This window comes from Vibrio sp. Vf1514 (genome assembly GCF_052076135.1).
Classification (GTDB): domain Bacteria; phylum Pseudomonadota; class Gammaproteobacteria; order Enterobacterales; family Vibrionaceae; genus Vibrio; species Vibrio furnissii.
Genome location: NZ_CP197268.1, coordinates 1,370,207 through 1,391,311, shown reverse-complemented (window position 1 = coordinate 1,391,311; position 21,105 = coordinate 1,370,207). Strand labels below are relative to the sequence as shown.

At 48.0% G+C, this 21,105-nt stretch carries 22 protein-coding genes; 11 read left to right on the top strand and 11 right to left on the bottom strand.

Annotated elements, in window-relative coordinates:
• Window positions 1-5: 5 nt before the first annotated feature.
• Window positions 6-1,244, bottom strand: a complete 1,239-nt coding sequence (locus ACS18Q_RS21155) for a diguanylate cyclase (RefSeq protein ID WP_143679620.1) — start codon at window positions 1,242-1,244, stop codon at window positions 6-8.
• A 116-nt stretch (window positions 1,245-1,360) separates the two neighbouring features.
• Entirely contained in the window at window positions 1,361-2,257 is an 897-nt protein-coding gene (locus ACS18Q_RS21150) for a LysR substrate-binding domain-containing protein (protein ID WP_055465538.1), read from the bottom strand.
• 92 nt (window positions 2,258-2,349) lie between these two features.
• Here ACS18Q_RS21150 and ACS18Q_RS21145 point away from each other — a divergent pair, with 92 nt between their 5' ends.
• Window positions 2,350-3,267, top strand: coding sequence for a DMT family transporter (locus tag ACS18Q_RS21145; protein WP_441257829.1), 918 nt, complete (start codon window positions 2,350-2,352; stop codon window positions 3,265-3,267).
• Between the two features lie 147 nt (window positions 3,268-3,414).
• On the opposite strand, the gene ACS18Q_RS21140 is transcribed toward ACS18Q_RS21145, so the two are convergent.
• Both ACS18Q_RS21140 and ACS18Q_RS21135 read right to left on the bottom strand, forming a co-directional pair.
• Window positions 3,415-4,524 (bottom strand): DUF3541 domain-containing protein, encoded by a 1,110-nt coding sequence (locus ACS18Q_RS21140; protein ID WP_395212639.1) that lies wholly within the window; start codon window positions 4,522-4,524, stop codon window positions 3,415-3,417.
• A gap of 106 nt (window positions 4,525-4,630) precedes the next feature.
• On the bottom strand, window positions 4,631-5,245 hold the full coding sequence (locus ACS18Q_RS21135; protein WP_441257828.1) for an alpha-ketoglutarate-dependent dioxygenase AlkB family protein: 615 nt from the start codon (window positions 5,243-5,245) through the stop codon (window positions 4,631-4,633).
• 132 nt (window positions 5,246-5,377) lie between these two features.
• Between ACS18Q_RS21135 and ACS18Q_RS21130 the strand changes: the two genes are divergently transcribed.
• Complete coding sequence (locus tag ACS18Q_RS21130; protein WP_014257712.1) at window positions 5,378-6,739, top strand: diguanylate cyclase; 1,362 nt, start codon at window positions 5,378-5,380, stop codon at window positions 6,737-6,739.
• A gap of 33 nt (window positions 6,740-6,772) precedes the next feature.
• On the top strand, window positions 6,773-7,207 hold the full coding sequence (locus ACS18Q_RS21125) for an Mpo1 family 2-hydroxy fatty acid dioxygenase (RefSeq protein ID WP_441257827.1): 435 nt from the start codon (window positions 6,773-6,775) through the stop codon (window positions 7,205-7,207).
• 271 nt (window positions 7,208-7,478) lie between these two features.
• Here the strand turns inward: ACS18Q_RS21125 and ACS18Q_RS21120 are convergent, their stop codons facing one another.
• Window positions 7,479-8,993 carry a DUF3612 domain-containing protein gene (locus ACS18Q_RS21120; protein ID WP_143679606.1) on the bottom strand — a complete coding sequence of 505 codons (1,515 nt, stop codon included), beginning with the start codon at window positions 8,991-8,993 and terminating at the stop codon, window positions 7,479-7,481.
• A 158-nt stretch (window positions 8,994-9,151) separates the two neighbouring features.
• Here ACS18Q_RS21120 and ACS18Q_RS21115 point away from each other — a divergent pair, with 158 nt between their 5' ends.
• Window positions 9,152-9,730 carry a malate synthase gene (locus tag ACS18Q_RS21115; protein WP_004727595.1) on the top strand — a complete coding sequence of 193 codons (579 nt, stop codon included), beginning with the start codon at window positions 9,152-9,154 and terminating at the stop codon, window positions 9,728-9,730.
• Between the two features lie 123 nt (window positions 9,731-9,853).
• On the opposite strand, the gene ACS18Q_RS21110 is transcribed toward ACS18Q_RS21115, so the two are convergent.
• Together ACS18Q_RS21110 and ACS18Q_RS21105 are read right to left on the bottom strand one after the other, a co-directional pair.
• Window positions 9,854-10,870: a GGDEF domain-containing protein gene (locus tag ACS18Q_RS21110; RefSeq protein WP_038151845.1), complete on the bottom strand. Its 1,017-nt coding sequence runs from the start codon at window positions 10,868-10,870 to the stop codon at window positions 9,854-9,856.
• A gap of 201 nt (window positions 10,871-11,071) precedes the next feature.
• A complete protein-coding gene (locus ACS18Q_RS21105) occupies window positions 11,072-11,968 on the bottom strand; it encodes a DMT family transporter (protein ID WP_441257826.1) in 897 nt (298 codons plus the stop codon).
• A 115-nt stretch (window positions 11,969-12,083) separates the two neighbouring features.
• On the opposite strand from ACS18Q_RS21105, the gene ACS18Q_RS21100 reads away from it, so the two are divergent.
• The gene (locus ACS18Q_RS21100) at window positions 12,084-12,566 is read left to right on the top strand and encodes a MarR family winged helix-turn-helix transcriptional regulator (protein ID WP_014257709.1); all 483 of its coding nucleotides are present in this window, start codon (window positions 12,084-12,086) and stop codon (window positions 12,564-12,566) included.
• 38 nt (window positions 12,567-12,604) lie between these two features.
• The gene (locus tag ACS18Q_RS21095; RefSeq protein WP_014257708.1) at window positions 12,605-12,985 is read left to right on the top strand and encodes an MmcQ/YjbR family DNA-binding protein; all 381 of its coding nucleotides are present in this window, start codon (window positions 12,605-12,607) and stop codon (window positions 12,983-12,985) included.
• Here ACS18Q_RS21095 and ACS18Q_RS21090 read toward each other — a convergent pair.
• Entirely contained in the window at window positions 12,982-13,905 is a 924-nt protein-coding gene (locus ACS18Q_RS21090; RefSeq protein WP_014257707.1) for a chemotaxis protein, read from the bottom strand. The genes ACS18Q_RS21095 and ACS18Q_RS21090 overlap by 4 nt on opposite strands.
• 260 nt (window positions 13,906-14,165) lie before the next feature.
• Here ACS18Q_RS21090 and ppiC point away from each other — a divergent pair, with 260 nt between their 5' ends.
• Window positions 14,166-14,444 carry a peptidylprolyl isomerase PpiC gene (ppiC, locus tag ACS18Q_RS21085; protein ID WP_004727601.1) on the top strand — a complete coding sequence of 93 codons (279 nt, stop codon included), beginning with the start codon at window positions 14,166-14,168 and terminating at the stop codon, window positions 14,442-14,444.
• Between the two features lie 189 nt (window positions 14,445-14,633).
• On the opposite strand, the gene ACS18Q_RS21080 is transcribed toward ppiC, so the two are convergent.
• Window positions 14,634-14,888 carry a hypothetical protein gene (locus ACS18Q_RS21080; RefSeq protein ID WP_004727602.1) on the bottom strand — a complete coding sequence of 85 codons (255 nt, stop codon included), beginning with the start codon at window positions 14,886-14,888 and terminating at the stop codon, window positions 14,634-14,636.
• Window positions 14,889-15,340: 452 nt separating this feature from the next.
• On the opposite strand from ACS18Q_RS21080, the gene ACS18Q_RS21075 reads away from it, so the two are divergent.
• Window positions 15,341-16,024, top strand: a complete 684-nt coding sequence (locus ACS18Q_RS21075; RefSeq protein WP_081454236.1) for a cold-shock protein — start codon at window positions 15,341-15,343, stop codon at window positions 16,022-16,024.
• Window positions 16,025-16,213: 189 nt separating this feature from the next.
• Here ACS18Q_RS21075 and ACS18Q_RS21070 read toward each other — a convergent pair whose 3' ends face one another.
• On the bottom strand, window positions 16,214-17,122 hold the full coding sequence (locus tag ACS18Q_RS21070; protein ID WP_441257825.1) for a hypothetical protein: 909 nt from the start codon (window positions 17,120-17,122) through the stop codon (window positions 16,214-16,216).
• Window positions 17,123-17,580: 458 nt separating this feature from the next.
• On the opposite strand from ACS18Q_RS21070, the gene ACS18Q_RS21065 reads away from it, so the two are divergent.
• Window positions 17,581-18,060 carry a DUF1456 family protein gene (locus tag ACS18Q_RS21065; protein WP_004727605.1) on the top strand — a complete coding sequence of 160 codons (480 nt, stop codon included), beginning with the start codon at window positions 17,581-17,583 and terminating at the stop codon, window positions 18,058-18,060.
• Window positions 18,061-18,537: 477 nt separating this feature from the next.
• Here the strand turns inward: ACS18Q_RS21065 and ACS18Q_RS21060 are convergent, their stop codons facing one another.
• A complete protein-coding gene (locus ACS18Q_RS21060; RefSeq protein ID WP_143679591.1) occupies window positions 18,538-19,062 on the bottom strand; it encodes a TetR/AcrR family transcriptional regulator in 525 nt (174 codons plus the stop codon).
• 177 nt (window positions 19,063-19,239) lie between these two features.
• Here ACS18Q_RS21060 and ACS18Q_RS21055 point away from each other — a divergent pair, with 177 nt between their 5' ends.
• Both ACS18Q_RS21055 and ACS18Q_RS21050 read left to right on the top strand, forming a co-directional pair.
• Window positions 19,240-19,974 carry a DsbA family oxidoreductase gene (locus tag ACS18Q_RS21055; RefSeq protein WP_143679589.1) on the top strand — a complete coding sequence of 245 codons (735 nt, stop codon included), beginning with the start codon at window positions 19,240-19,242 and terminating at the stop codon, window positions 19,972-19,974.
• Window positions 19,975-20,027: 53 nt separating this feature from the next.
• Window positions 20,028-20,891 carry an NAD(P)H-binding protein gene (locus ACS18Q_RS21050; protein WP_441257824.1) on the top strand — a complete coding sequence of 288 codons (864 nt, stop codon included), beginning with the start codon at window positions 20,028-20,030 and terminating at the stop codon, window positions 20,889-20,891.
• The last annotated feature ends 214 nt before the right edge of the window (window positions 20,892-21,105 follow it).

The window sequence follows — 21,105 nt, the reverse complement described above, 5'->3', positions numbered from 1 at the left end:
CTACGTTATGAGTGTCGTGACGACTTGACGTGAGCCAGCGGCGTGACATGACGCGGCGCATCGGTGCGAGGTGCATCGGTTAGAGATGCATCAGTGAGCGGTGTATTGGCGCGTGGCACTTCCACCGCTTGCCCATCGTGTTGCGCGCTCACGCTTTGGTAGTAACGGTACTGATTCTTGCCCCCATGCTTGGCCGCGTACATGGCTTTGTCGGCGCAGCGGGTCAACTCTTCCAAATTATCGGCATCTTGCGGGAACAATGCCGCGCCTGCGCTGACCGTTAAATGGTTCAGCAACTTCGTTTCTCTTTCCTGATAGCGGTCTTCGAACAGGTGGCTGATGCGATGCAGAATGTTGTCGAGATCGGTCAGCGTGTTGACATCATACAGCAGCAATACAAACTCATCGCCAGCAAAGCGCGCGATAGAATAATCGTGGCGCTCGGTGCGGCGGTCGCGATGGCGCACATTGTTTCTCAATCGTTGGGCAAAGTGTTTCAGCACGCGGTCGCCCACATCGTGACCATAGTTATCGTTGATCGCTTTAAAATTATCGATATCGAGAAACACCAATGCGGTGATGCTGTGGGGCTCTTTGCGCTCGGCAAGTTTGCTGGTCGCCCAGTTTTCAAAGCTCCAGCGGTTTGCCAGCCCGGTTAGCTGGTCGGTATACGCCAGCTCCTCAATGCCTTCGCGATACAGTGAATGAATGTAGCGCATGGCTTTGGAGTAGAAATACGCCGAGGTGTTGCAGATCGCTGTGAGGGAGATCAGGCTGAGAATAAAGTAGTCGGATGCCAGAATCGTGTTGGGTGGCTGCTCAGCATGGTGGGTGAGCACCGACAGCGCAGATAACAAGCAGAAGCCGACACTCAAAAACAGCCCAGTTTGAAAGCGGTTAATGAAGATGATGGCGGCGACAATCGGACAAATCCAAAACAGCTTATTGCCTTCAATATCGCCGAGCACCAGCAGTACCATCGCTTGCGCCAAGAGCAAGCTGGTTAGGATCAGGTCAGCATGGCGGGAGCGTTTGCGGCGCAAATAGATCACGTTGCCGAAGGCGACCACGGCGCAACTCACATTAAACAGGCAGTAGAGAAATTTCTCGTCAAGGTAGAGCAGAATGCCGTTCAAGCTCAAGACGGTGGCAGCAAGGATGGAACTGATCAGCACGACTTTCTGTTTCCGCAGACGACCGAGTTCGGCCATCTCTTTAAGTTGTCGTCCTACCAGACTTTTCATTCCCTGTCTCATCCTTGATATAAAATCGGTCAAGTACAGTCTAGTTAAGAATTGAATGTCTGAAGCAAGGTATGAAAAAAAGCGTGTGACCTAATTCAATGTTTTCAAAAGATTCTTTATTCGGCGTGAGCAAACTCCTGTTTTAACCATTTGCGCAGCAACAACACGCTCTCCAGTTTGAGCTTGTCTTTGGGACAGGCAAAGTAGAATCCTTGTTCGGGATGCAGCGTGCTGTGGCCGATCTCAATCAGTAAGCCAAGCTCAATCTCCTCGCGCACAAATTGGCGGTGGGTGACGAACACGCCCAGTTTGCGCATGGTCGCTTGCACGGCCTGCGCCGATGTGGAAAAGGTTAGGTTCTTCTGTTGTGGCGGGAGCGGCAACTGGTTGGCTTGGCACCAAATGGCCCAATCACTTTGGCGTCGCGGGTTCGCTGCCACAATCGCCGGATAGCGTTGCAACAGCGCTGTGGCGGACGTCGGCTGTGCCGCCACCAATTCGGGGTGGCAGACCAACACCAATTCATCATCGGCCAACTTTTCACAATAATAGCTTTGCCACTCTTGCTCGACACCATGGATCAGCGCCACATCCACCCCTTCGGCTTCGAGCGAAAACGCGCCGGTTAAGGTGGAAATCCGAATATCGACGTTCGGGGCGAACGCTTGAAAGGTGGGCACCCGCGGAATCCACCAGTGCAGCGCCAGTGAGTTAATCATGTTGAGCGTCAAGCGATTGGTATTGTGGGTGACCAGCATGGACTCGGTTGCATCGACGATTTGTTCGAGTGCGGGGGCGACTTTGCGATAGTACTTTTGCCCAGCATTGTTCAAGGTGACGGTGCGACCGACGCGATTAAATAGAGGCTGATTGAGCTGACTTTCCAGTGATTTGATGGCCTGACTGACCGCCGAGTGGCTGACACTCAGCACTTGTGCGGCTTCCGTCATGCTGCCGGTTTCGGCGACGGCCACAAATGTGTAGAGCGATTTGAGTGGGATCAGTTTGCGCATATGTAAGGTTTCCTAACAGGTTTGGTCAATATTACTCGTTATTCTTTGCGATGTCATCGGCGTACCATGACGCTCAGGTTAAGGAGTCTTATATGCCAAACAAATTTTTGCCCGTTGTGTTTATGTTGTCGTCAACCGCGAGCTTGTCAGTCACGGGGTTACTGACCAAATATCTCACCACGGCCATTCCCGTGAGCCTGCTCAGTTTTCTTCGTTTTGCAGTGCCCGCATTGATTCTATGGGCAGTGCTGTCGATGACTCGTTTGAATGTCCCCAATCGCGCCATGTGGAAGCCGTTGGCAGTGCGGGCGATTTGCCTTGCCACGTGTCAGTTGTGCTTTATTTATTCGTTGCAGCATCTGTCGCTGGTGGAAAGTGTGGTGTTGTTCAGCACTGGGCCTTTGTTCATTCCGTTGTTAGAAAAACTCATCTTTGGTGTGCGCATGCCTTGGGCGACAGTGTTGGGTTTGGTCGCAACGTTTTGCGGTGTGCTGCTGCTGTCGGGCAATGTCGCGCAAATTGAGTGGCGACCAGAGCTGATGGCGGGGTTGTTCGCGGGCCTGTTTAATGCGGGATCTCAATTGAGTTTGTATCGTGCTTCGAAAAGCAGTATGCGTTCGGCGGAAATTAATGTGTGGAGCTTTACCATGGCGGCCGTGTTGCTGCTGCCGATGCTGAGCATGGTGCCGTGGCATGATGCGCATCAGGTCGTGTTTGACCGTCACCTCGCACTGATCGCTGTCACGATGGTGGCGGTGTCGCTGCTGGTGATCAACACGCAGGTATTCCGTGCCAAAGCCTACCGCTTGGCAGCGTCGGGTTCGCAACTTGCGCCCTTGATCTTTACCAATTTGCTGTTTACGGCGGCGCTGCAACTGCTGTTTTTCAATGTTACTTACACGCCCGCACAAAAGCTGGGATTGGGGCTGATTATCGTGGCGACGGTGAGCACCAGCGTGTTACCCAAGTTATGGAAAGCGGCGGTGACGCACAAATTGCATTCTGCTTAAGCCAATGGAGTTAAGCCAATGGAGCTTGCCATGAAAAGAATCAAGCGAATCAAAGCGCGGAAAAGTCATTGATGAAGTAAGAGAAAAGGGGCGAATCGCCCCTTTTTTGATCGGCCGCTTACTGCGGGTGACGGCGTTTCGGCTGGCTTAGTGCACGCGATCATCGGCGACTAAGCCGTAAGGTAGGCTATTGAACACTTCAGGTTGATGCTGAATGGTTGGCGCGTCGTGCACGCCTTTCCAATCGAGCAGCATGATGGCCAAAACATTGCGATGTTCCCCTTCAGAGACATTGGTGCTGCCGGTGGTTGATGGCACCATGCCTGCGTCTTGGTTGACGGCCTGTTGAATGGCTTGGCGTGTTTTCTCAACTACGGGATCGTCATCCAACCCTGCCAGCAGAAAGGAAATGCCGACTTCTGCAATGATGTCCTCTTTCGCGCGCTGCAAAATGGTGTCAATGTTGGCGCGATAATAGTCGTAAATCCATTGATACTGCTTTTCGCTCACGGTGTGTTGATAGTATTGCGAATCGGCAAAAATAATGTGGGTCATGCCATAGAGTTTGTTGCCGTATTGCTGGCTTGAAAGCGCGCTGTCTTTGTGGTCTGGATAGGTGTTGCGGAACGCCTCAATGAAGTCGTCCACCACGTCTTGTTCACCCAATTGACGCAGCCAGTACACTTGGTTGGCGAGCTGCGCAGCCCACGCTTCAATCATGGGGGCGTTGGTGGCGTACTTACGAAAATCATAACGGCGGATCACGTCTCGCAGCTTTTGATCGTCGATGTGCTTGAGGCCGTACTCGTTGGCTCTGGCCATCGAACCGAGTAAGTCGATGCCCAAATACAGGTATTCGGGCATGCTCTGCGACACCTGATAACGCAGCATGGAGCGCTCGTCTGTCTCATCTTGGTAGTCTGCTAATTCTTGTTGTGCATAACGGGCAATTTGCTCAGGTGTGTGCACCTCCGCGGCAAAATAGTTCAAACGACTCGCGACTCGTGCCATGTCACTCCACACTGCGGCTGAGTATTTGTGATCAAGCGTTTGACGATACATCCGCAGGCCATAATGCCCCTCTTTAAAGGCCGGCAAGGTGAACAATTGGCTTTCGTAAGTATGACGGATTTGATCGGCGGTGCGCGCGTACGGTGTGCCTGCGGTGGCAGGAACCGTTTGGGCTAGTACGCCAATCGAGGGAATCAACAAAGCGCTGCTCAACAGGAGCGCCAAACTGGTTTTACGCAACGACATAGTGAACCGAGAGTGAACCGAACATAACGTCACACGTTACGCCGGTGAAAATACATTCGCGTGAGGAATGAGTCAGCGTTGTGTAAAAAACCACCGAAGTGTGGGGTTAACAGTCATCTCGAATATGACGAAATGTGAGATTAATACGTGGGGCTTTTGCGCGAGCGGTTTTGGGAAGGCTATGTTGCCAATCATGTTGGGTGTCGCCTGCCATCACCAACAGCGAGCCGTGACCTAACGTCAGCTCAAATTTCTCTTTGGTGTGCAGATGGCGTAACACGAAACGGCGCGACTCCCCCAATGAGAGCGATGCGATAACCGGTTGGCGCCCGAGCTCGGGCTCGTTGTCTTGGTGCCAGCCCATGGAATCGCGCCCATCCCGATACAAATTGGCAAGTACGGAATTGAACGTGCACCCCGCCATGGCTTCACAGCGCACTTTCAACGCTGCCAGTAATGGTGTCCACGGCGTTGGCTGCATGGTCAAACCTGAGTAGGTATAAGCTTTCTCGCCATACCAAGCTTGTAAGCGCGGTTGTAGCACTGACTTGCCAAACAAGGTGATCGCCTGTTGCTGCCAATCCAATTCTGAAGTGAGTACGGAATATGCATGATCAGCCTCTTGCTCCGTGAGAAAATGTTCGACCCACAACAGGCGACTATTGGGCAACGTGAGCCATTGAGGTTCGTTTGCAAACAGACTAAAGGTTTTAGATTCCATAGTTTATATCAATAAAATTGTCGTTTAGTGATAGATTTGCGGCGTGATTTGGTTATTCTAGCCGAGTAACCGCTATGCTAATAATAGATATCGAACCTGGCGCAATGAAAGCTGGGCAAAGCGAGGAGCTGCATGAGTCACATCTCAGGCAAAAGGAAGTCTTTTCGAGCACTGTTTCTGCTGTTTATTCTCTCCTGTATTGGATTGATAGAGCTGCTCAACAATCATCAGATCATGTACATTCGCGACAGTTTACGGTCGCATGCACGTGAAGAGCTCTCATTGATTCGATTTCGGCTGGAAGCGTCGATTTTGTCCGATATCTACGTGGCCAATAGCCTTTCGACCTTAGTCACGCTCAGGCCCGATGTCCGCATGCCGGACTGGGACAAACTCGCCACGCGCATCCTGCATGAAAGCAAACATTTGAAGGTGATTGGCCTTGCTCCCAATGACGTGATTCGCTACATCTTCCCCTACGAAGACAACAAAGCCGCCATGGGGCTTGATTATCGCACGGTGCCGAGTCAATGGGCGTCGATCGTGAAGGCGCGCGACGTGAAACAGATCTTCATTGCCGGGCCTGTGAATTTGGTTCAAGGCGGTCGCGCGCTGATCGTGCGTATTCCGATTTTTACCGATCCACCCGCCAACCAGAACTATTGGGGTGTGTGCAGCATTGTGCTGGATTGGGAATCGCTGTTTTTGGCGTCGGGGATTGAATCGTTCAATTATTCCTACGATTTCGCCATCCGCGGCATTGATAGTTCGGGGATGGACGGGAAGGTGTTCTATGGCCTGCAAAGTACGTTTGACAACGCCTTTGCCACGGAAACCGTGCATTTCCCTTATGGCAGTTGGGTTATCGCCGCCGCAGACAAGCACGATCAGTTGCTGACCATTCCTTGGTATCAGTTGAACTTGATGCGTTTGATTGGCTACCCCGTGACGCTGCTGTTGGCGATGGCGTTTGTGGTCATTTATCGCTTGTATCGCACGGCCAATACACGGGCGATGCACGATGAACTGACACGGTTGCCGAACCGTCGCTACTTTATGTTTACGCTGGAAAGCTTCTTTGAACGTGCGCGTCAATCTGCCGGGGGCGACAGCTTTGCGCTGCTCAACATCGACCTCGATAAATTTAAACTCATCAATGACACCTACGGCCACGCCGCGGGGGACAAAGTGTTGGTTGCGTGTGCAGAACGGCTCAAATCGGTGCTGCGTGCGTCGGATGTGATTGCACGTATCGGCGGCGACGAATTTTTGGTGCTGTTGCCACGCATTGTCGAACACGATGTGAAAACCTTGATGGGCATGGTTGACACTGCGCTTTGTCACACGCCGGTAATTTATGAAGGGCATCTGATTGATTTACATATCAGCATTGGCCACGCTGTGTATACAGATGACATCGACAGCATCGATGCGCTGCTCAAACTGGCTGATGAGCGAATGTACCACGCCAAACGGCGACAAAGCCGCCATTAGCCCCGTCGAACTCTCGTTATTCAAGGATGAATCATGCGAACTCTCGAACAGTGGCTGGACGCGTATGCCGTCAGCCACCAACATCCCACCAATCAAGCCATTCACCATATCGCGGTGCCGGGGATCTATTTATCCATCGTGGGGTTGATCTGGTCGTTACCGTCCCTCTCACTGCTGGGAATGGACATTCACTGGATTTGGCTGGTAAGTGTGCCAGTCTTGTGGTTTTACGCCCGACTCTCGATGGTGGTGTGTTTGATGATGCTGGGGTTTACGCTGGTGTGCATCGGATTAGCGTGGAGCGTTGAGGCGATGGCGCTCCCCTTGGCGGCGTTGTCGTTTGCACTGTTTGTACTGCTGTGGGGCGCACAGTTTGTTGGCCATCGGATTGAAGGCAAGAAACCGTCCTTTTTTGCCGACCTACAGTTTCTGCTTATCGGCCCGTTGTGGGTGTTCTATAAGCATTAAAGTGCAAGCAAAAAGTCCCATATGCTATTTGCAAACTGCATATATTCGCAATTTGCAATTCAATTATGATATCTGTTGTAATGAAACCGGTGAAAAAGTAACCGAAACCCGCCGTTTTCGTGGGTTTAAAAGTTGGCACGCTATGTGCTTTATATAAATCGACCCTTCTAAGCCGAGGGTCACCTAGCCAACTGACGTTGTTAGTGAACCTTCTTGTTCACACATATATATGGCCAATCGCGCTTATTGCGATTGGCTTTTTTTATGCCTGTCATCCACCGCATTTCTCATAACAACTCGGCTTTCTCGGACACACTGCGCCGCGCGAGCAAATCAATCGCGCATCATTTTCAATCCCGCGTTCGATCCAGTTGATGTTTAAGATCTTGGCGATGGTCAGCAGATCTTTTTTGATATGACGTGGGATCACCGTACTGCCGCCTTGACTCACGCAAGAGGCTTTGAGTTCTTCAGCGATTGAACGCGCATCACCGCCTTGCGCCGCAATGGCTGGGTTCAGGTCGATGCCCGCGCACAGCACGCGGTTGTTGCCCGCAGGATCAATCATGTTGACCGATTCACAGCAGTAAATTCGCGGCTCATCACCAACATTCAAAATGGAGATCTGCGCGGAGCTGACATCTTGCGGTTCAGAGAGACGGCGGAACACTGCCCAGTGCTGGCAGGGGTCGTTGACTTTGCGCATGTTGCCCCAAGGCAGCGGAATGCCATTACCGCGATAAACGGCTTTGAGTTTGCCTTCGCCGTAGGCGTCGAAATAGTGCCAATGCGGATACGGAGAAACCACCGTCATGCGGCGCATCGCCACCGACGGTGAAACGCCGGCCTTTTTGTGAACGTCAATTTCATAGCCATTGCGGTCAAGTAATTGACGAAATGGCACTTTAGGGCACAGCAAAGCGCCAGCAAAGAAACTCGATTCGAAGTCGCGCCATGCTTGCAAAATATCTTGCGAGTTGAGTTCTGAGGTCGGTTGTACGTCTTGCTCTTCCCACCCTTGCGTATGGCCGACAGAAAGGACGCTCTTGAGGCCATCTTTACTGTGCAGCACGTTGTGGCCGATGTATACCGCCAAATCGTATTTGAGCCGCGTGGGGTAGTGGCGCAAAATCTCATTGAGATAGATGGTGCCCGGCGGTTCAAAGAACGATGTCACCAACTGTTTCGCGCTCACGCCCAATTCATCAACCACATCATGCGGCGTGCGTTGTACCCAGCGAATGGTCAGGCCAAGGCTTTTCGCAATATCAAACAGATCTTCCACCGCTAAATTCAGTCGCTTTAAACCGACGTCTTCTGCCGCTCGTTCCAGGTCTGGAAAGTGGTTTTGCAAGCTTTCTTGGTGCGCGCGAATCAGCAAGTGAGCGAACTGGCGTCCGGTGATACCGGTTTGAGACAGCATTTCGGGAATCGCAATTTGCAGAATGTCGTTGGAGAACAGAAAGCTCGGTTCCAACGCCATACCGCTGATGCCACCGCGGTTGCCTTTGTCGGGGGTGATGTCGGCTTGCTCGGGTTCATCGTCCAGAAACCACGCGGGATCTTTTTGGAACACTTCGGCGATCACTTCCAACATTTCAACGCTGGGCACACGTTTTCCGCGTTCGATCATCGACAGATACGAAACCGAAGGGGCGTACTCCGGATTGATGCGAATGCAACGCGCCGACAGATCTTCCATCGTTAAGTGGTTGCGTTTCCTTAAGTTTCTCACTTTTGTTCCCAAAAAATGAGATTGTCTAACTAAGCTTTTTGACACGGCCATTTTGTAAAATTCACATTGTAAAATTTTTGTTGTGAAATTGTAGTTAAAAATCCGCTAGTCTACAAATTAAGCAAGTCACAAACTTGACCGAAAATTAAACGCAAGTTTGGAATATTTGCTCTAGGACGAAATCTAATGTTATCCATGAGGGAAAGACGATGAATATGCTGACTTTCGATAAAACAGAAATCCAAAAACAACAGAAACCCTTTATCGCTGAAGCAGTCTTCGCCGTCGAGACAATCAGCGCAAACCAGCAACGTGAAAAACAGCTGAAAGCGAAGCAATTGCTTGACCGTTTGTTCCCGTTGGAAACAGGGTCACACCAGGACGTTACCAGCTACGTGATTGATTACCACCATGTCTTGGCGTATTTCAAAGACGGTCGCCACAGTGGCTTGAAGCATCCGAAACACTTCATTGCGTTTACCGGTGGCAAAGATAACCCATGTTCGATTCTGTTCCGTGACGGCAGCGGATGCCACGTGGAAGTGATGCTGGGGTGTCAGAAAGGCACGGGGTGTGTTGAGTTGGTAGAGATTGACGACATTCAATTGGAAACCTGCACCACGTTCACACAAATGAGCGAAGACACCACGCCTACCGCCGCGATGCGTCACTGGATCAGTCTGATCAAAGGGGATGAACGCGGTAAACCGCAGGCTTGCAGTGAAGACAAAGAATACACCGCGAAAAGCGGCGAAGATTACTACTTAAACTACTGCTTCAACCTGTAATTCATTCTTCCTGATGAAATGCTCTCCATAAAAAAATCCTCCCAACTGGGAGGATTTTCTATATCTATATCTATCTATTTCTACTGCTGTTGATGTCGCACCGGTGGCGCTGACTGTGAACAGCTACAGTGGCATCACACGGTTACGGCCAAGATTTTTTGCTTCGTAGAGCATCTTGTCGGCGCGATCGATCAGCATATCCAACGTGTCATTGGGTTCGCTTTCTGCTACGCCAAACGACGCCGTAATGTTCCCGACTTGCATGCCAGTGCGGCGATCGCGCACGCTCAACTTTTCAATGGAACGGCGCAGGGCATCCGCAAACTGACGCGCGCTGCGCAGTGAACGATTTGGCACCAGCAAGGCAAACTCTTCGCCGCCAAAACGATACGCCGTAATGCCTTCACGGCAGCTCGATTGAATGCGTTTGGCCAGTGCGCGAATGACGGTATCGCCAAACAGGTGGCCAAAATCGTCGTTGTAGGTTTTGAAGTGGTCAATATCAAGCAACACAATGCTGATAGATTGCTGCGCATGCAGCATGGCGCTCAAGTCGTCGTCAAATGAGCGACGGTTGTACAATCCGGATAAGCCATCAAACAGGGCATCTTTTTGCACTTCGGCCAATTGGGTTTTCAGGCGCGTGATCTCTTCGCTGGCGTTTTTTAACTGACTGTTGAGAAAGCGTGTCGAGTGGCGAATATCGCGTGATTCACTTACCAGTTGGCGGATCAGCGTCATCACTTCTTCAATCGACAAGTTCTCGTTTTCAACCCGTTCCAGATCGCGAAAGCTTTTATCAATAATGGCTTCAAACGCCGTGGTGTCGGTCATGGTGTCCGACATGGAACTGGCGACTTCGCTCACCAGCAGCTCAATATTGGCGCGCAGATCGCCCACGCTGGTTTCGGCTTTGCTGGCAATAAATTGTTTGTAAAGGTAGTCGCCAGATGCTGGCGGGCACAGCCCGAAGTTGTCTAATACAACATCCATTTCCTGGTTGAGGCGAGGAATGGTGTTATCGACATAGGTGTACCAAAGGGCGTAGTTAGCCGGTGTTGCCGCGACATGATGTTTCATCATCAGCGGAACAGCCTTTTTTAGATTCGATGTGGATTTCTTAAAGTCGTCGTCAGTCATTATGGGGCGTAATGTTAGGCACCTAAACTCAATACGCTAAGATTAGCGGATCTCGCCTCTAAACGCCGCAAAAAAACCGAGGGAAAGTGAGGGGAATTCGAACGATTGTAGGTTTATCGTTGCTCTCTGTGACCAATCGCACGCATTCTTGTGTGCTGCAAAGGGGGCGGGCAAGCGCTTTATGACACTTGCCCATCCTCATTATGATGGCGATGCCAGCGTGACTTTGCGACGCCGACGGCGCAGTGAAACCACTTGTGGCAGCAGAGACATCACGATCATACCCGCCATCAGTGCGTATTGGTCGGCGCGGAACACTTCATTGAGTAGCACGCTACCACACACAATGCCCGCCACCGGGTTGGCAACGCCTGCGAAGGTAAAATCGACCACCGACATGCGTTGCAATAACCACACATACAGGCCGTAACCCAGCGCGGTGTTGAGCAGCACAATCCACGCGATGCCGAATCCATTGCGCAGGCTGAAGTGCGTGAGGGCATTGAGGTAGGCTTGGGGGGCGAAATACGCGTGAACCAAGGTTGCGATCGCCAGTGCCACACCGCCGATGATCAATTGCCAGCTCAACACGCTCCACCAATGGGTTTTACCGCCCAGTGATTTGGTTAATGTAGAGCCGAAAATAATGCACAAAATAGCGGCAAATAAGGCCATCAAACCAATCGGATTGAGGTTTAAGGATTTCGGGTCAAACAGAAACCATGCCAGCGCAATTAAGGTTGCGCCACTCAGCAGTTGCATCGATGACGGGCGTTGACGGCTGACCAGCCAGTGGTAAAACATCGCAAACACGGGAACCGACACCATTCCCACCCCAGAAATGGCCGAAGGCAAAGTCAACGCCATCACGAAAATGAGACTGAAAAAGGCAGCGATGTTGACCAAACCAATGGTAAGCAGTGGGCGCCAGCTTGATTTTTCTGGCAGGCGAGGGCGCAGTGCCAGCAGCAATAATCCGGCAGGCAGCGCGCGAAGGGTACCGAGTAGCAGCGGCGGCCAATCGGCGAGTGTGTATTTGGTGACCGCGTAAGTGGTCCCCCAAAAGAAGGCAGGAATCATAGCAAGTAAAATGTTCATGTAAAGTATCTTTATGTTGAGATATCTAATTGCAAAGCTAAAGCAATAAATGCTTTTTGTAAAGTATCTTTATGTTAAAGTATTTTTTCAGCGAATTAATGGAGATTCAACACTGATGGATGCGATTGACCGCGTGTTAGCGCAGTGGCAAACCGAACGACCGCAACTCAATACGTTACCGATGGGTATTATGGGACGCATGATGCGCCTTTCCAAGCATTTAGAAGTCGCCGTGGCGGAGGTGCATAAACGTTACGGGCTCAAAATGGGTGAGTTTGATGTGTTGGCAACCTTGCTGCGCTCAGGAGAGCCGTATCGATTGACGCCGTCGGAGCTGCTTGGCTCCATGATGCTGACATCGGGGGCGATGACCAACCGTTTGGACAAACTGGAACAAAAAGGTCTGGTGCATCGCTTGCACAGCATCGCCGACCGGCGCAGCATCGAAGTGCAGCTCAGCGACGACGGGTTGGATTTGGTCAATGAACTGGTGATTGAGCACGTCAAAATTCAAGAGGCATTGGTTGAAGGTTTATCCGGCGCTGAGCAGGAACAACTGACTCAATTGCTGAAACTGTGGCTATCTAATTTCGAATAACTCAACCCGTAAATGCCGTGTGGCATAAGGACGCGATCATGATGACCGTAACGCAACTGACTGATTATTTGGATACGCTGCTTCAATCCGAGGCTTGTTATCCGTTCGGGCCAGAGTTTTTGGTGTATAAAATTCGCGGCAAGATGTTTGCGTACATTGCGCAAGATCGCGCGCCGACGTTTGTGACGTTGAAATGCACGCCGCAGGATGGAGAGGTGTTGACCAGCCAGTTTTCATCCATTCGACCGGGTTATCACATGAACAAACGCCATTGGATTTCCGTCGATCTAGATGGTGATGTGGAAGCGGGCATGATTGAAGATTTGTGCCAGCGGTCGTATCAGTTGGTGGTGAGTCAATTGAAAAAGTCCGACCGGGAAGCCTTGCAAAGCCTGACCTTGCAAGGCGCCGTTCGTTAAGCGGTGTGGGATGTGTTTTGAGCTTCGAGCTTTTTCGCACCGCGCAGCATCGCTTCGATGAGTTCGGTGGCGTTGAACTTCTCTAATGCCTCATGTGCGCCCACTTGATGCGCGCGATCGACACAGATTTCGCTCGACAGTGAGGTGTGCAAAATACAGTACGCGTGGCTGAGTTTCGGATCGTTTTGCACTTCAAAGGCCAGTTCGTATCCATCCAAGCCTGGCATTTCAATATCACTCACCAAAATATCAATTGCCTGATTCTCATTGGCGCGCTGCTTCATCAGCTCGGCGGCTTCTAAGCCGTTTTTACAGATTTGATACGGAATGTTGATCCGATCGAGCGCATCCGCGAGCTGCTTCCGCGCAATGGACGAGTCGTCGACCAGCAGAATATTCAGCGCTTTCAAACGTTCGCGTTCGATGTCGGTCAGCATCGGCACTTTGGTGGATTCGTACTGCGGATAGATTTTCGACAGCAGCAACTCTACATCCAGCAACTGAACAATTTGCTCTTGATAGCGGGTGATGCCTGTGACAAACACGTTGTGGCCCGTTGTTGGCGGGGCCGATTCAATCGCTCGCCAATCACACTCAATGATTTTCTCAATCCCGCGCACCATAAAGGCCACGACGGTTCGCAGGCAGTCGGTGACAATCAGGTAGCACTGTTTGTATTCCTGCGGGGCAATGGGACGAAAACCAATTGCGGCGGCCATATCAATCACCGGCACCGTCATATCACGGATCGTCACAGTACCCACCACATGGTGGTGTGAATACGGAATTTGAGTCATTGGGAGGTAAGGAACAATTTCTCGAACTTTGAGAGTACCAATCGCAAACAACTGCTTTTGCATGTTCAGCGTGAACATCAACATGCCTTGTGACTGATTTGCCTTACTGATGGTTTTAGCCATAACGAAATTCTTAATCTAAACGCCTAGGTCACTATACTAACTGAAAATATCGTATCAGCAACGGTATCAACCGAATTTTGCCGATGAGTGAGGCTTTACGTCATCAGCATCGTCCCTTTGTTTCAAATCGTTTTGCGCTCGCTAGCAGAAAAAGATACGCCGATACAAAAAAGTAACGCACAATGCCCAGTGCAACCGAGGCTCAGTTCCGCTAGACTAGGCCACTTTTTTAACCGAACGACGTTGTTTGAGGGTCGAAAATGGCAAGAACCGCAGCCGCACTTCATATTCTGGTGAAGCATAAAGAACAAGCTGATGACATCATGCAGCAGCTCAAAAAAGGCGCCAAGTTTCAAACGCTAGCCAAGAAATATTCACTGTGTCCATCAGGTAAAAAAGGTGGTGATTTGGGTGAATTCCGCCAAGGACAAATGGTGCCGCAATTCGATAAAGCCTGCTTTAAAGGGGAAATCCTCACGCCTCAACTCGTGAAAACGAAATTCGGTTGGCACGTGATTAAGGTGCTGTATCGTACGTGAGGACAGGTGGCTGCTTTGGTCACACTGCGTGACGATTGGCAGAGTCAATCATTTGTACTGAATTTTAAATGGGCTCCTATGTGGGCCCATTTTTTGTGGCGGTTGGATGGTTCGATGTTCTCAAGTTGTATTCTTACCGCACACCCATGCATCCAAACAGCGCAACATGGAACGGGTCAATCCAGCGCGTTAGGGAAGGTCGAGATACCAGTTCGTCGCATACACGACAACAATCACCAGCAGTGTAAGTAGGGTTGGAATGGCAAGCATGCTCGCCCACTTTCTCATTGCGCTGGGTTCATCAAATACCACACCTGCGGCTTCTTTGACGCGTCTGTCTTCATCAAAATGCCATTTGATCGCTAAGTAGGCGCCAATGCCTAAGACAATCAGCTTAAAAGCACCAGCAAAATACGGAAAGAAGTTCGCCCAACTGCCGTTCATTCTCTATCTCCATCCTATTTCATATTGATTTTGGCATCGCATCATCAATGATTCATGATGAGTGCGCACCCAAAATCACATGTTCTAACTCGTGCAGTCTAATGGTCGTATGCGTGGCCGACAACCCTCTTGGCCATATTTGAGGAGATTGATGGCAGGTTGAATTCGAAAATATGTTGGTGGGTTTGTGTTTCGTCGCTTTATCGTGAATCAGATTTTGTTTAAATATTATCCATTATTTTCGAACCGCGACGATATATGAGTCACATCTTAATTTGAATGATCAGATAAATTATTTGTGGAGATGGGGGTTATTCTAGTTACGATGCCACTCCACCCTGTACGGTAAATAGCGTTCATTTAACTATCAATTCCAATAATGATTGATGCAGAAGAATTATTCTATATAGTGATTTGGTTTGTTGATTTATTTGAATATATAGAGGCACATTTTGAAAGGAACGTTGGTTTCATATGTCCAAACTAAAAAATATGGTTTTGTCAAAGGAGAAGATGGCGAGAGCTATTTCTTACATGTATCGAGTCTTGTTGATAAAACCGACGAATCAAAGTTAATTAAAGGCGTCACGGTTGAGTTCGATCCGATTCCTACTCCCAAAGGACTTTCAACAAAAAAAGTATCCATTCCTGAGGTAATATTTGAGCTCAAACTGGTGGACTTTTTTATTACGAAATCAAGTAAGCCTAAGTATGGGGATGTTGTGCATCAAGCGACGATCGCCACACGATTTTTTAAAGATTTAGACGAAGCCAAAGCCCACCTCAAGGATTTAGCGGGGAGCGTTGGTGCAAACGCTGTCTTGAATCTAAAACATGAGAAAGACACATTTAACGATGGTAATTATAAGTACACCGTTCATGCTTTTACCGCTGATTTAGCATTAGTGACCGAAAAGATTCCGTGTACTTTTGAAGGTGAGGCTCGGGACGCATTGGCGCGGGTTAAAAGCCGAAAAACTTTATTTAACCACAAGTTTGAGGAAATCGTCCGAATCGAAAGTGAAGCGCGTGCACGCCAACTCAATAAAGGATGCGCGTTATTTATGATATCCATCATTGCGATACCAGCATGCTTGATTTCGGTTTATCAGTGGATAGGAGAGCGCTTCATTTAAGGTACGCGACCCCGTCGTGATTACGAAGCGTGAAGCCGTGATCGTTCGTTTACCATGAACGAGTGTTCTATTCACAAAAAGTGTTTATAGAAAGTGTTCCATCCCCACAATCAATTCACTGGCTGCGGGGATGATATCAACGTTCATTTGAACCGATGTTTATTCTTTCGAGCGTTGTTATAAAGCTTTCTATGGACGTTCAAATTGATATTCACGACCATGCCATATCACGAATGGTGGTTTGTCATAAGTCGCCGGAACAAACTTAACAAGCCACTCAGGGTAGTGTTTCATCAGCGGCTTCTCGAAAGTATCTTGAATGGCCATTTGGTTGTTCTTCACGGTGATCATATCGAATGTCCCTAATTGACCCCAAGTCGCGACCGTATAGGTGCGTACAATCGGCGCATTGCGAGATTTAGGGCTCCAAACCCATGATTTGTATCCACCGAGTCCCTCTGGTGCGTATGCGATGACTGGTTCTTCAATTCTGATTTGGTACCGACATTGCGTGTCTAGCTTTTGGCAGAGCGGATGTGAGAACTCATGGCCTGTGCCGTATTCAAATTCAGAATCCGTCTCTTTTAGCGCCATCTCATTGTTTTTCATCACATGAACAAAGTAATTGAATACGTAGGCGCGCGCATCTTCTTGGTTTTGAGCGAACTCATAGGGCAGATAGATGGCAAAGTTTTCGTAGTCTGTGATGGTTTTTTTCTCTGCAGTCCCAGCCCCCATGATAAAGCTGCTCTCGGCTGAATCGGAAGCGAGGTCATGAGCCGTTGTCAGTGGCAGACCAAGAGATTTGGCCAGCGTGAACGACACAAGATAACCCGACAGCGACGAACTCAATCCGGCTTCCATCATGGACTCTTTTCGCTCTTTCAGTAGTGTTTCGGCTTCGCCTTTGGGCAAATCCACCGCAGAGCTTAATCCCATGGCGTGTGATAAATGGAATGCATAAGAGTGGGTGGGATCCAAAGAATAAGGTTCTTGGGGTAATTCAACCGGCTTTACTGCACAACCGAACAGAGTAAAGCTCACGGTCGCTATAAAAGGAATTCCTAATTTATTCATGACGTTATAGTAAATAGACAAAAACATGACCTTACTTGATTCATTTGCTGAGTCAATGGGTGATGTTGTCTTATTTCGTTGGGCGGCTATTCATTCTCCCTTCCCGGCGCATTGGTTCAAATGTATTGATTGAGCAGATGGGGTTGAACATGCTCACTGAGTTTTATCTACTTCGAGTCGATGGGAGCTGTGTTGAGTTAGTTGTGCCCCTTTCCTTGCCAGTAACCTTCTACCTCACAAATCACAGTGAGGTGGTGTGACCGATTTCTTCTAATCAGCATCGTGTCTATGAAAGTGGGGTCTTACCAACTTAGCCAACTAGTTCGAATAGGCCGTCTTATTTCTATTTTTTAACCTACCGAAGAAACGTGTTCTCTGTTAGAGTCACCGTCAACTACGCTATTGAATAAAGACACTCACAGAACGCATGTCATTGATGGATTTTTATTCACCCTTAGAACTCATTTTAGGAATCCCTAGTGACTAACAACGAAATTTTACGTCGTATCCAACACGCGTTAAACCTGAAAAACGCGCAGATCATGAAAGCTTTCGGGCAGGCAGAAGTCACTGTGGCTCACGATAAAGTGGCAAACTGGTTAAAAGATGAAAGCGACAAATCTTCCGTTAAGATGAAGGATCAAGAGTTAGCGGTATTCTTAAATGGCTTTATTAACCTCAAGCGAGGAAAAAAAGACGGCGAGCAACCTAAGCCAGAAGTCACGTTGACCAACAACATGATTCTTATGAAGCTGCGCATTGCGCTAGACATGAAAGCAGAAGATGTGTTGGACGTATTAGAAGTGGTTGGTATTAGTTTAAGTAAATACGAAATTGGTGCGTATTTTCGCAAGCCAAACAACAAAAACTACAAACAGTGTGAAGACCAACTGCTGTGCGACTTCTTAAACGGTGTGCAGTTTACCAATCGTCCCGATTCTGAAGAGTTTACTGGATAATTTTTTATCTCGAATCGAACGTGGTCATTGATTAAAAAGCGAGAACCATTTTATTTGGTTACTCGCTTTTCTCATGCTAAAGACCGATATGAGAGCTTCACAATCACGTCTACTCTTTGTCTTTCTTCAGTAGATACCTATCAAACCACGCTGAAATCTGGTCGGCTTTTAGAATCAAGATACACACCGCCCCCGATGACCCTACCAAGATAAACCCAAGCTAAAACCTGAAGCCAGCTAGGAGCCACTATTCTGGTCAAGATGTTCCAGACATCTTGTCGTGATGAACTAAAACTGGCCACGTGTATAGAGTTTTTCCATGCTTTTGGTCATGCGTGCAGAGTCACGACGGACGCCATTGGTAACACGAATTTGCCCCATTCTGTGTTTCGAACAGTCGACAATGTGCCAGTAACAGGCCAACTGTCCCCAAATTAATCTAATCTATCTACTATGAGAAAAAGAGTCAGTTAGTGGTCATTGCAACTTGTTTAGAAGGTGCAAAATATGTTCAACCATAATCGCTGGTTTGTAACGTGTTGGGCTTTTAACCCACCATTCAATAGTGCCAGTCATAGCAGAAGCGACAAAATGGTACTTTATTTCTTGTGGAATTGAATCTTCAGTTTGTTGATTTCGATTTGCCTTTGTTAAACCTGAAAATACCATTTCCTGTAACGTCTCTTTGAATGATGTGGCACCACCATTCATGAGTAATGTTTTAAAGACATCGACATTTTCTTCAATGTATTCAAATGTTCCCAGCATTAGCACTTCTGGGCTTTCTACAGAACATTCTTGTTTAAATGGAGCGATACAGCTAGCGATGTATTTTTTTAACAGGTCATTTTTGTCTGTGTAATGGGAATAGATAGTCCCACGATTTACATTGGCTCTTTGGGCGATTTCGTTGATTGATATTTTATCAAACTCTTTTTCATTCATAAGTTCTAACAACGCATTGAAAATGGCTTTCTGTGTTCGCTCAATTCTTCTATCCACAACTCACCCTTAAAAACTTTTTATCAACACTTTCTTGGTTAGTGTTGCTTAACCAACATTAGAGAAAAACCTGTCCATTGCACTTCTTACAGGTGTCTCGTAAATTTGAAGATAAACAACATGTGTTGATTAATGAACATCTGTTTATTTTAAGTATTAATGAGGCGATAGCAAGTTATGACGATCCAAGATAACTATAAAGAAGCGAATCAGGCAGACCAGAAACCCTCAATTACCGTGGAAATCTGGTCAGACTATCTTTGTCCTTGGTGTTTCATTGGAGAATGGAACATGACTAACGCTCTCAATGAGCTAGGCGTAAGCTTCACCAAGGAGCACAGAAGCTACCAAACAAACCCAACACAAGACGCTCCAGAGTCTATTTACGAAGTTGCTCTGAAATATGGGATGAATCTTGATAGTGCTCGCGATAGAGCGAAGCAAATAGAGCAGTCTGCCAAACAGTCAGGACTCATTATTCATATGGATAAAGTACAGATGGTGAATACATTTGATGCCCATTGTTTGGTTGCTTATGCCAAAACTCAAGGGGTTGAGAACACAGTTTCTGACCGACTCATGGAAGCTGCATTTGTTAAAGGATGGAATATTGCAGATATCGATCGATTGATAGCCATAGCCGTCGATGCAGGGTTAGACGAGCAACCCGTAAAAAGTATCTTACTCAATAAGCAATTCAAAAACAGTGTTGCGGATGACATCTCAAACGGTCAACGAATGGGGGTTAAAAGTGTTCCTTATTACCGCATCAATAATCGATACGAGATTTCAGGAGCTAACTCAAAAGAGCAGTTCAAACACTACATCCAGTCAGTATTAGAAAAAGAAAAGCTAGATAACATGCCTTCTGCAAGAAGCTGTGGGGATGCTGGCTGCATCATTTCCGAATAAATACCAAATTAAGAATATGAATATAAATATAAAGACGAAATAGTGAGGGTAAAATGATTTTAGTAACAGGTGTCACTGGTCAACTCGGTTTTGCAACGATTAACGAACTGAATAAACATGTGCCTTCAAATGGTATTGCAGGTCTTGCTAGAAGCCACAATGATAAAACGAATGATTTATCGGGTAGAGGTATAGACATCAGATTTGGTAGTTACAATGACTATGACTCCCTTGTATCTGCATTTCAAGGCATCGACAAATTGCTTTTTATTTCAAGTGGGGAAGCATTTGCCGACTTTACACTGCATGAAAATGTCATCAAAGCCGCACAAACTGCCAATGTAAAACAAGTCATCTACACGAGCACTCAAAGAAGCACCGCTATTGATGAAAATTGTTTGTCAGAAGACCTGCATGGATGGACTGAATACACTTTAAAAAAATCGGGGCTAAATTATGTCATTTTACGTAACGCTCCATACATGGAGTCTATCCCTCAAATCTTAGGTCAAGACGTTTTAGAGAGTGGGTATCATGCGCCTGTTGGAGAAGGTAAAATCTCGTTTGCTACACGCAGCGACATGGCTTTAGCAACAGCCAATGTCCTATGTTCTGAGGGGCATGATTTCAAAACATACGATTTGGGAGGGATCGAATCAGTTAGTTTTGGTGCAATTATTGATGAGTTAAGTAAGGTAACGGGGAAAGACATTCCTTTCTCTTCCCCTGACACAGATGATTACATCAAGAGCTTAGCGGATGCTTCGTTTCCTGATGTTGCAGTACAAGCATTGGTGGGATTTGCGAGCCAAGTGAAGTCTGGGTATTTCGATAAACCATCTAATGACTTAGCTGGCTTGTTAGATCGTAATCCTGTTTCAGTAAGTGAATTTCTGAAGAAAACATTCGCAGCTTAATAAAGTTTAGGTTTATATCCTTACCCTGTTTGAGATTCAGTTGGTAAAACACAGAACCTGAATGGGGTAAGCTTGATGGAATGGCTAAGAACATTAGCATCAATACTTAGAGTAATCCGTAAAAAGCTAATTTAGAAAAACCGATAACTCGCATATGTCCAATTACAAGTTAAAGCAACTCATCGAAACCTCCTCCATAAAAGGGTTTTCCCGA

What these genes read in the sequence shown, in the direction of transcription:
- ACS18Q_RS21155 (WP_143679620.1), bottom strand. Translation starts at nt 1,244, where the DNA reads ATGAAAAGTCTGGTAGGACGACAACTTAAAGAGATGGCCGAACTCGGT.
- ACS18Q_RS21150 (WP_055465538.1), bottom strand. Translation starts at nt 2,257, where the DNA reads ATGCGCAAACTGATCCCACTCAAATCGCTCTACACATTTGTGGCCGTC.
- ACS18Q_RS21145 (WP_441257829.1), top strand. Translation starts at nt 2,350, where the DNA reads ATGCCAAACAAATTTTTGCCCGTTGTGTTTATGTTGTCGTCAACCGCG.
- ACS18Q_RS21140 (WP_395212639.1), bottom strand. Translation starts at nt 4,524, where the DNA reads ATGTCGTTGCGTAAAACCAGTTTGGCGCTCCTGTTGAGCAGCGCTTTG.
- ACS18Q_RS21135 (WP_441257828.1), bottom strand. Translation starts at nt 5,245, where the DNA reads ATGGAATCTAAAACCTTTAGTCTGTTTGCAAACGAACCTCAATGGCTC.
- ACS18Q_RS21130 (WP_014257712.1), top strand. Translation starts at nt 5,378, where the DNA reads ATGAGTCACATCTCAGGCAAAAGGAAGTCTTTTCGAGCACTGTTTCTG.
- ACS18Q_RS21125 (WP_441257827.1), top strand. Translation starts at nt 6,773, where the DNA reads ATGCGAACTCTCGAACAGTGGCTGGACGCGTATGCCGTCAGCCACCAA.
- ACS18Q_RS21120 (WP_143679606.1), bottom strand. Translation starts at nt 8,993, where the DNA reads ATGGCCGTGTCAAAAAGCTTAGTTAGACAATCTCATTTTTTGGGAACA.
- ACS18Q_RS21115 (WP_004727595.1), top strand. Translation starts at nt 9,152, where the DNA reads ATGAATATGCTGACTTTCGATAAAACAGAAATCCAAAAACAACAGAAA.
- ACS18Q_RS21110 (WP_038151845.1), bottom strand. Translation starts at nt 10,870, where the DNA reads ATGACTGACGACGACTTTAAGAAATCCACATCGAATCTAAAAAAGGCT.
- ACS18Q_RS21105 (WP_441257826.1), bottom strand. Translation starts at nt 11,968, where the DNA reads ATGAACATTTTACTTGCTATGATTCCTGCCTTCTTTTGGGGGACCACT.
- ACS18Q_RS21100 (WP_014257709.1), top strand. Translation starts at nt 12,084, where the DNA reads ATGGATGCGATTGACCGCGTGTTAGCGCAGTGGCAAACCGAACGACCG.
- ACS18Q_RS21095 (WP_014257708.1), top strand. Translation starts at nt 12,605, where the DNA reads ATGATGACCGTAACGCAACTGACTGATTATTTGGATACGCTGCTTCAA.
- ACS18Q_RS21090 (WP_014257707.1), bottom strand. Translation starts at nt 13,905, where the DNA reads ATGGCTAAAACCATCAGTAAGGCAAATCAGTCACAAGGCATGTTGATG.
- ppiC (WP_004727601.1), top strand. Translation starts at nt 14,166, where the DNA reads ATGGCAAGAACCGCAGCCGCACTTCATATTCTGGTGAAGCATAAAGAA.
- ACS18Q_RS21080 (WP_004727602.1), bottom strand. Translation starts at nt 14,888, where the DNA reads ATGAACGGCAGTTGGGCGAACTTCTTTCCGTATTTTGCTGGTGCTTTT.
- ACS18Q_RS21055 (WP_143679589.1), top strand. Translation starts at nt 19,240, where the DNA reads ATGACGATCCAAGATAACTATAAAGAAGCGAATCAGGCAGACCAGAAA.
- ACS18Q_RS21050 (WP_441257824.1), top strand. Translation starts at nt 20,028, where the DNA reads ATGATTTTAGTAACAGGTGTCACTGGTCAACTCGGTTTTGCAACGATT.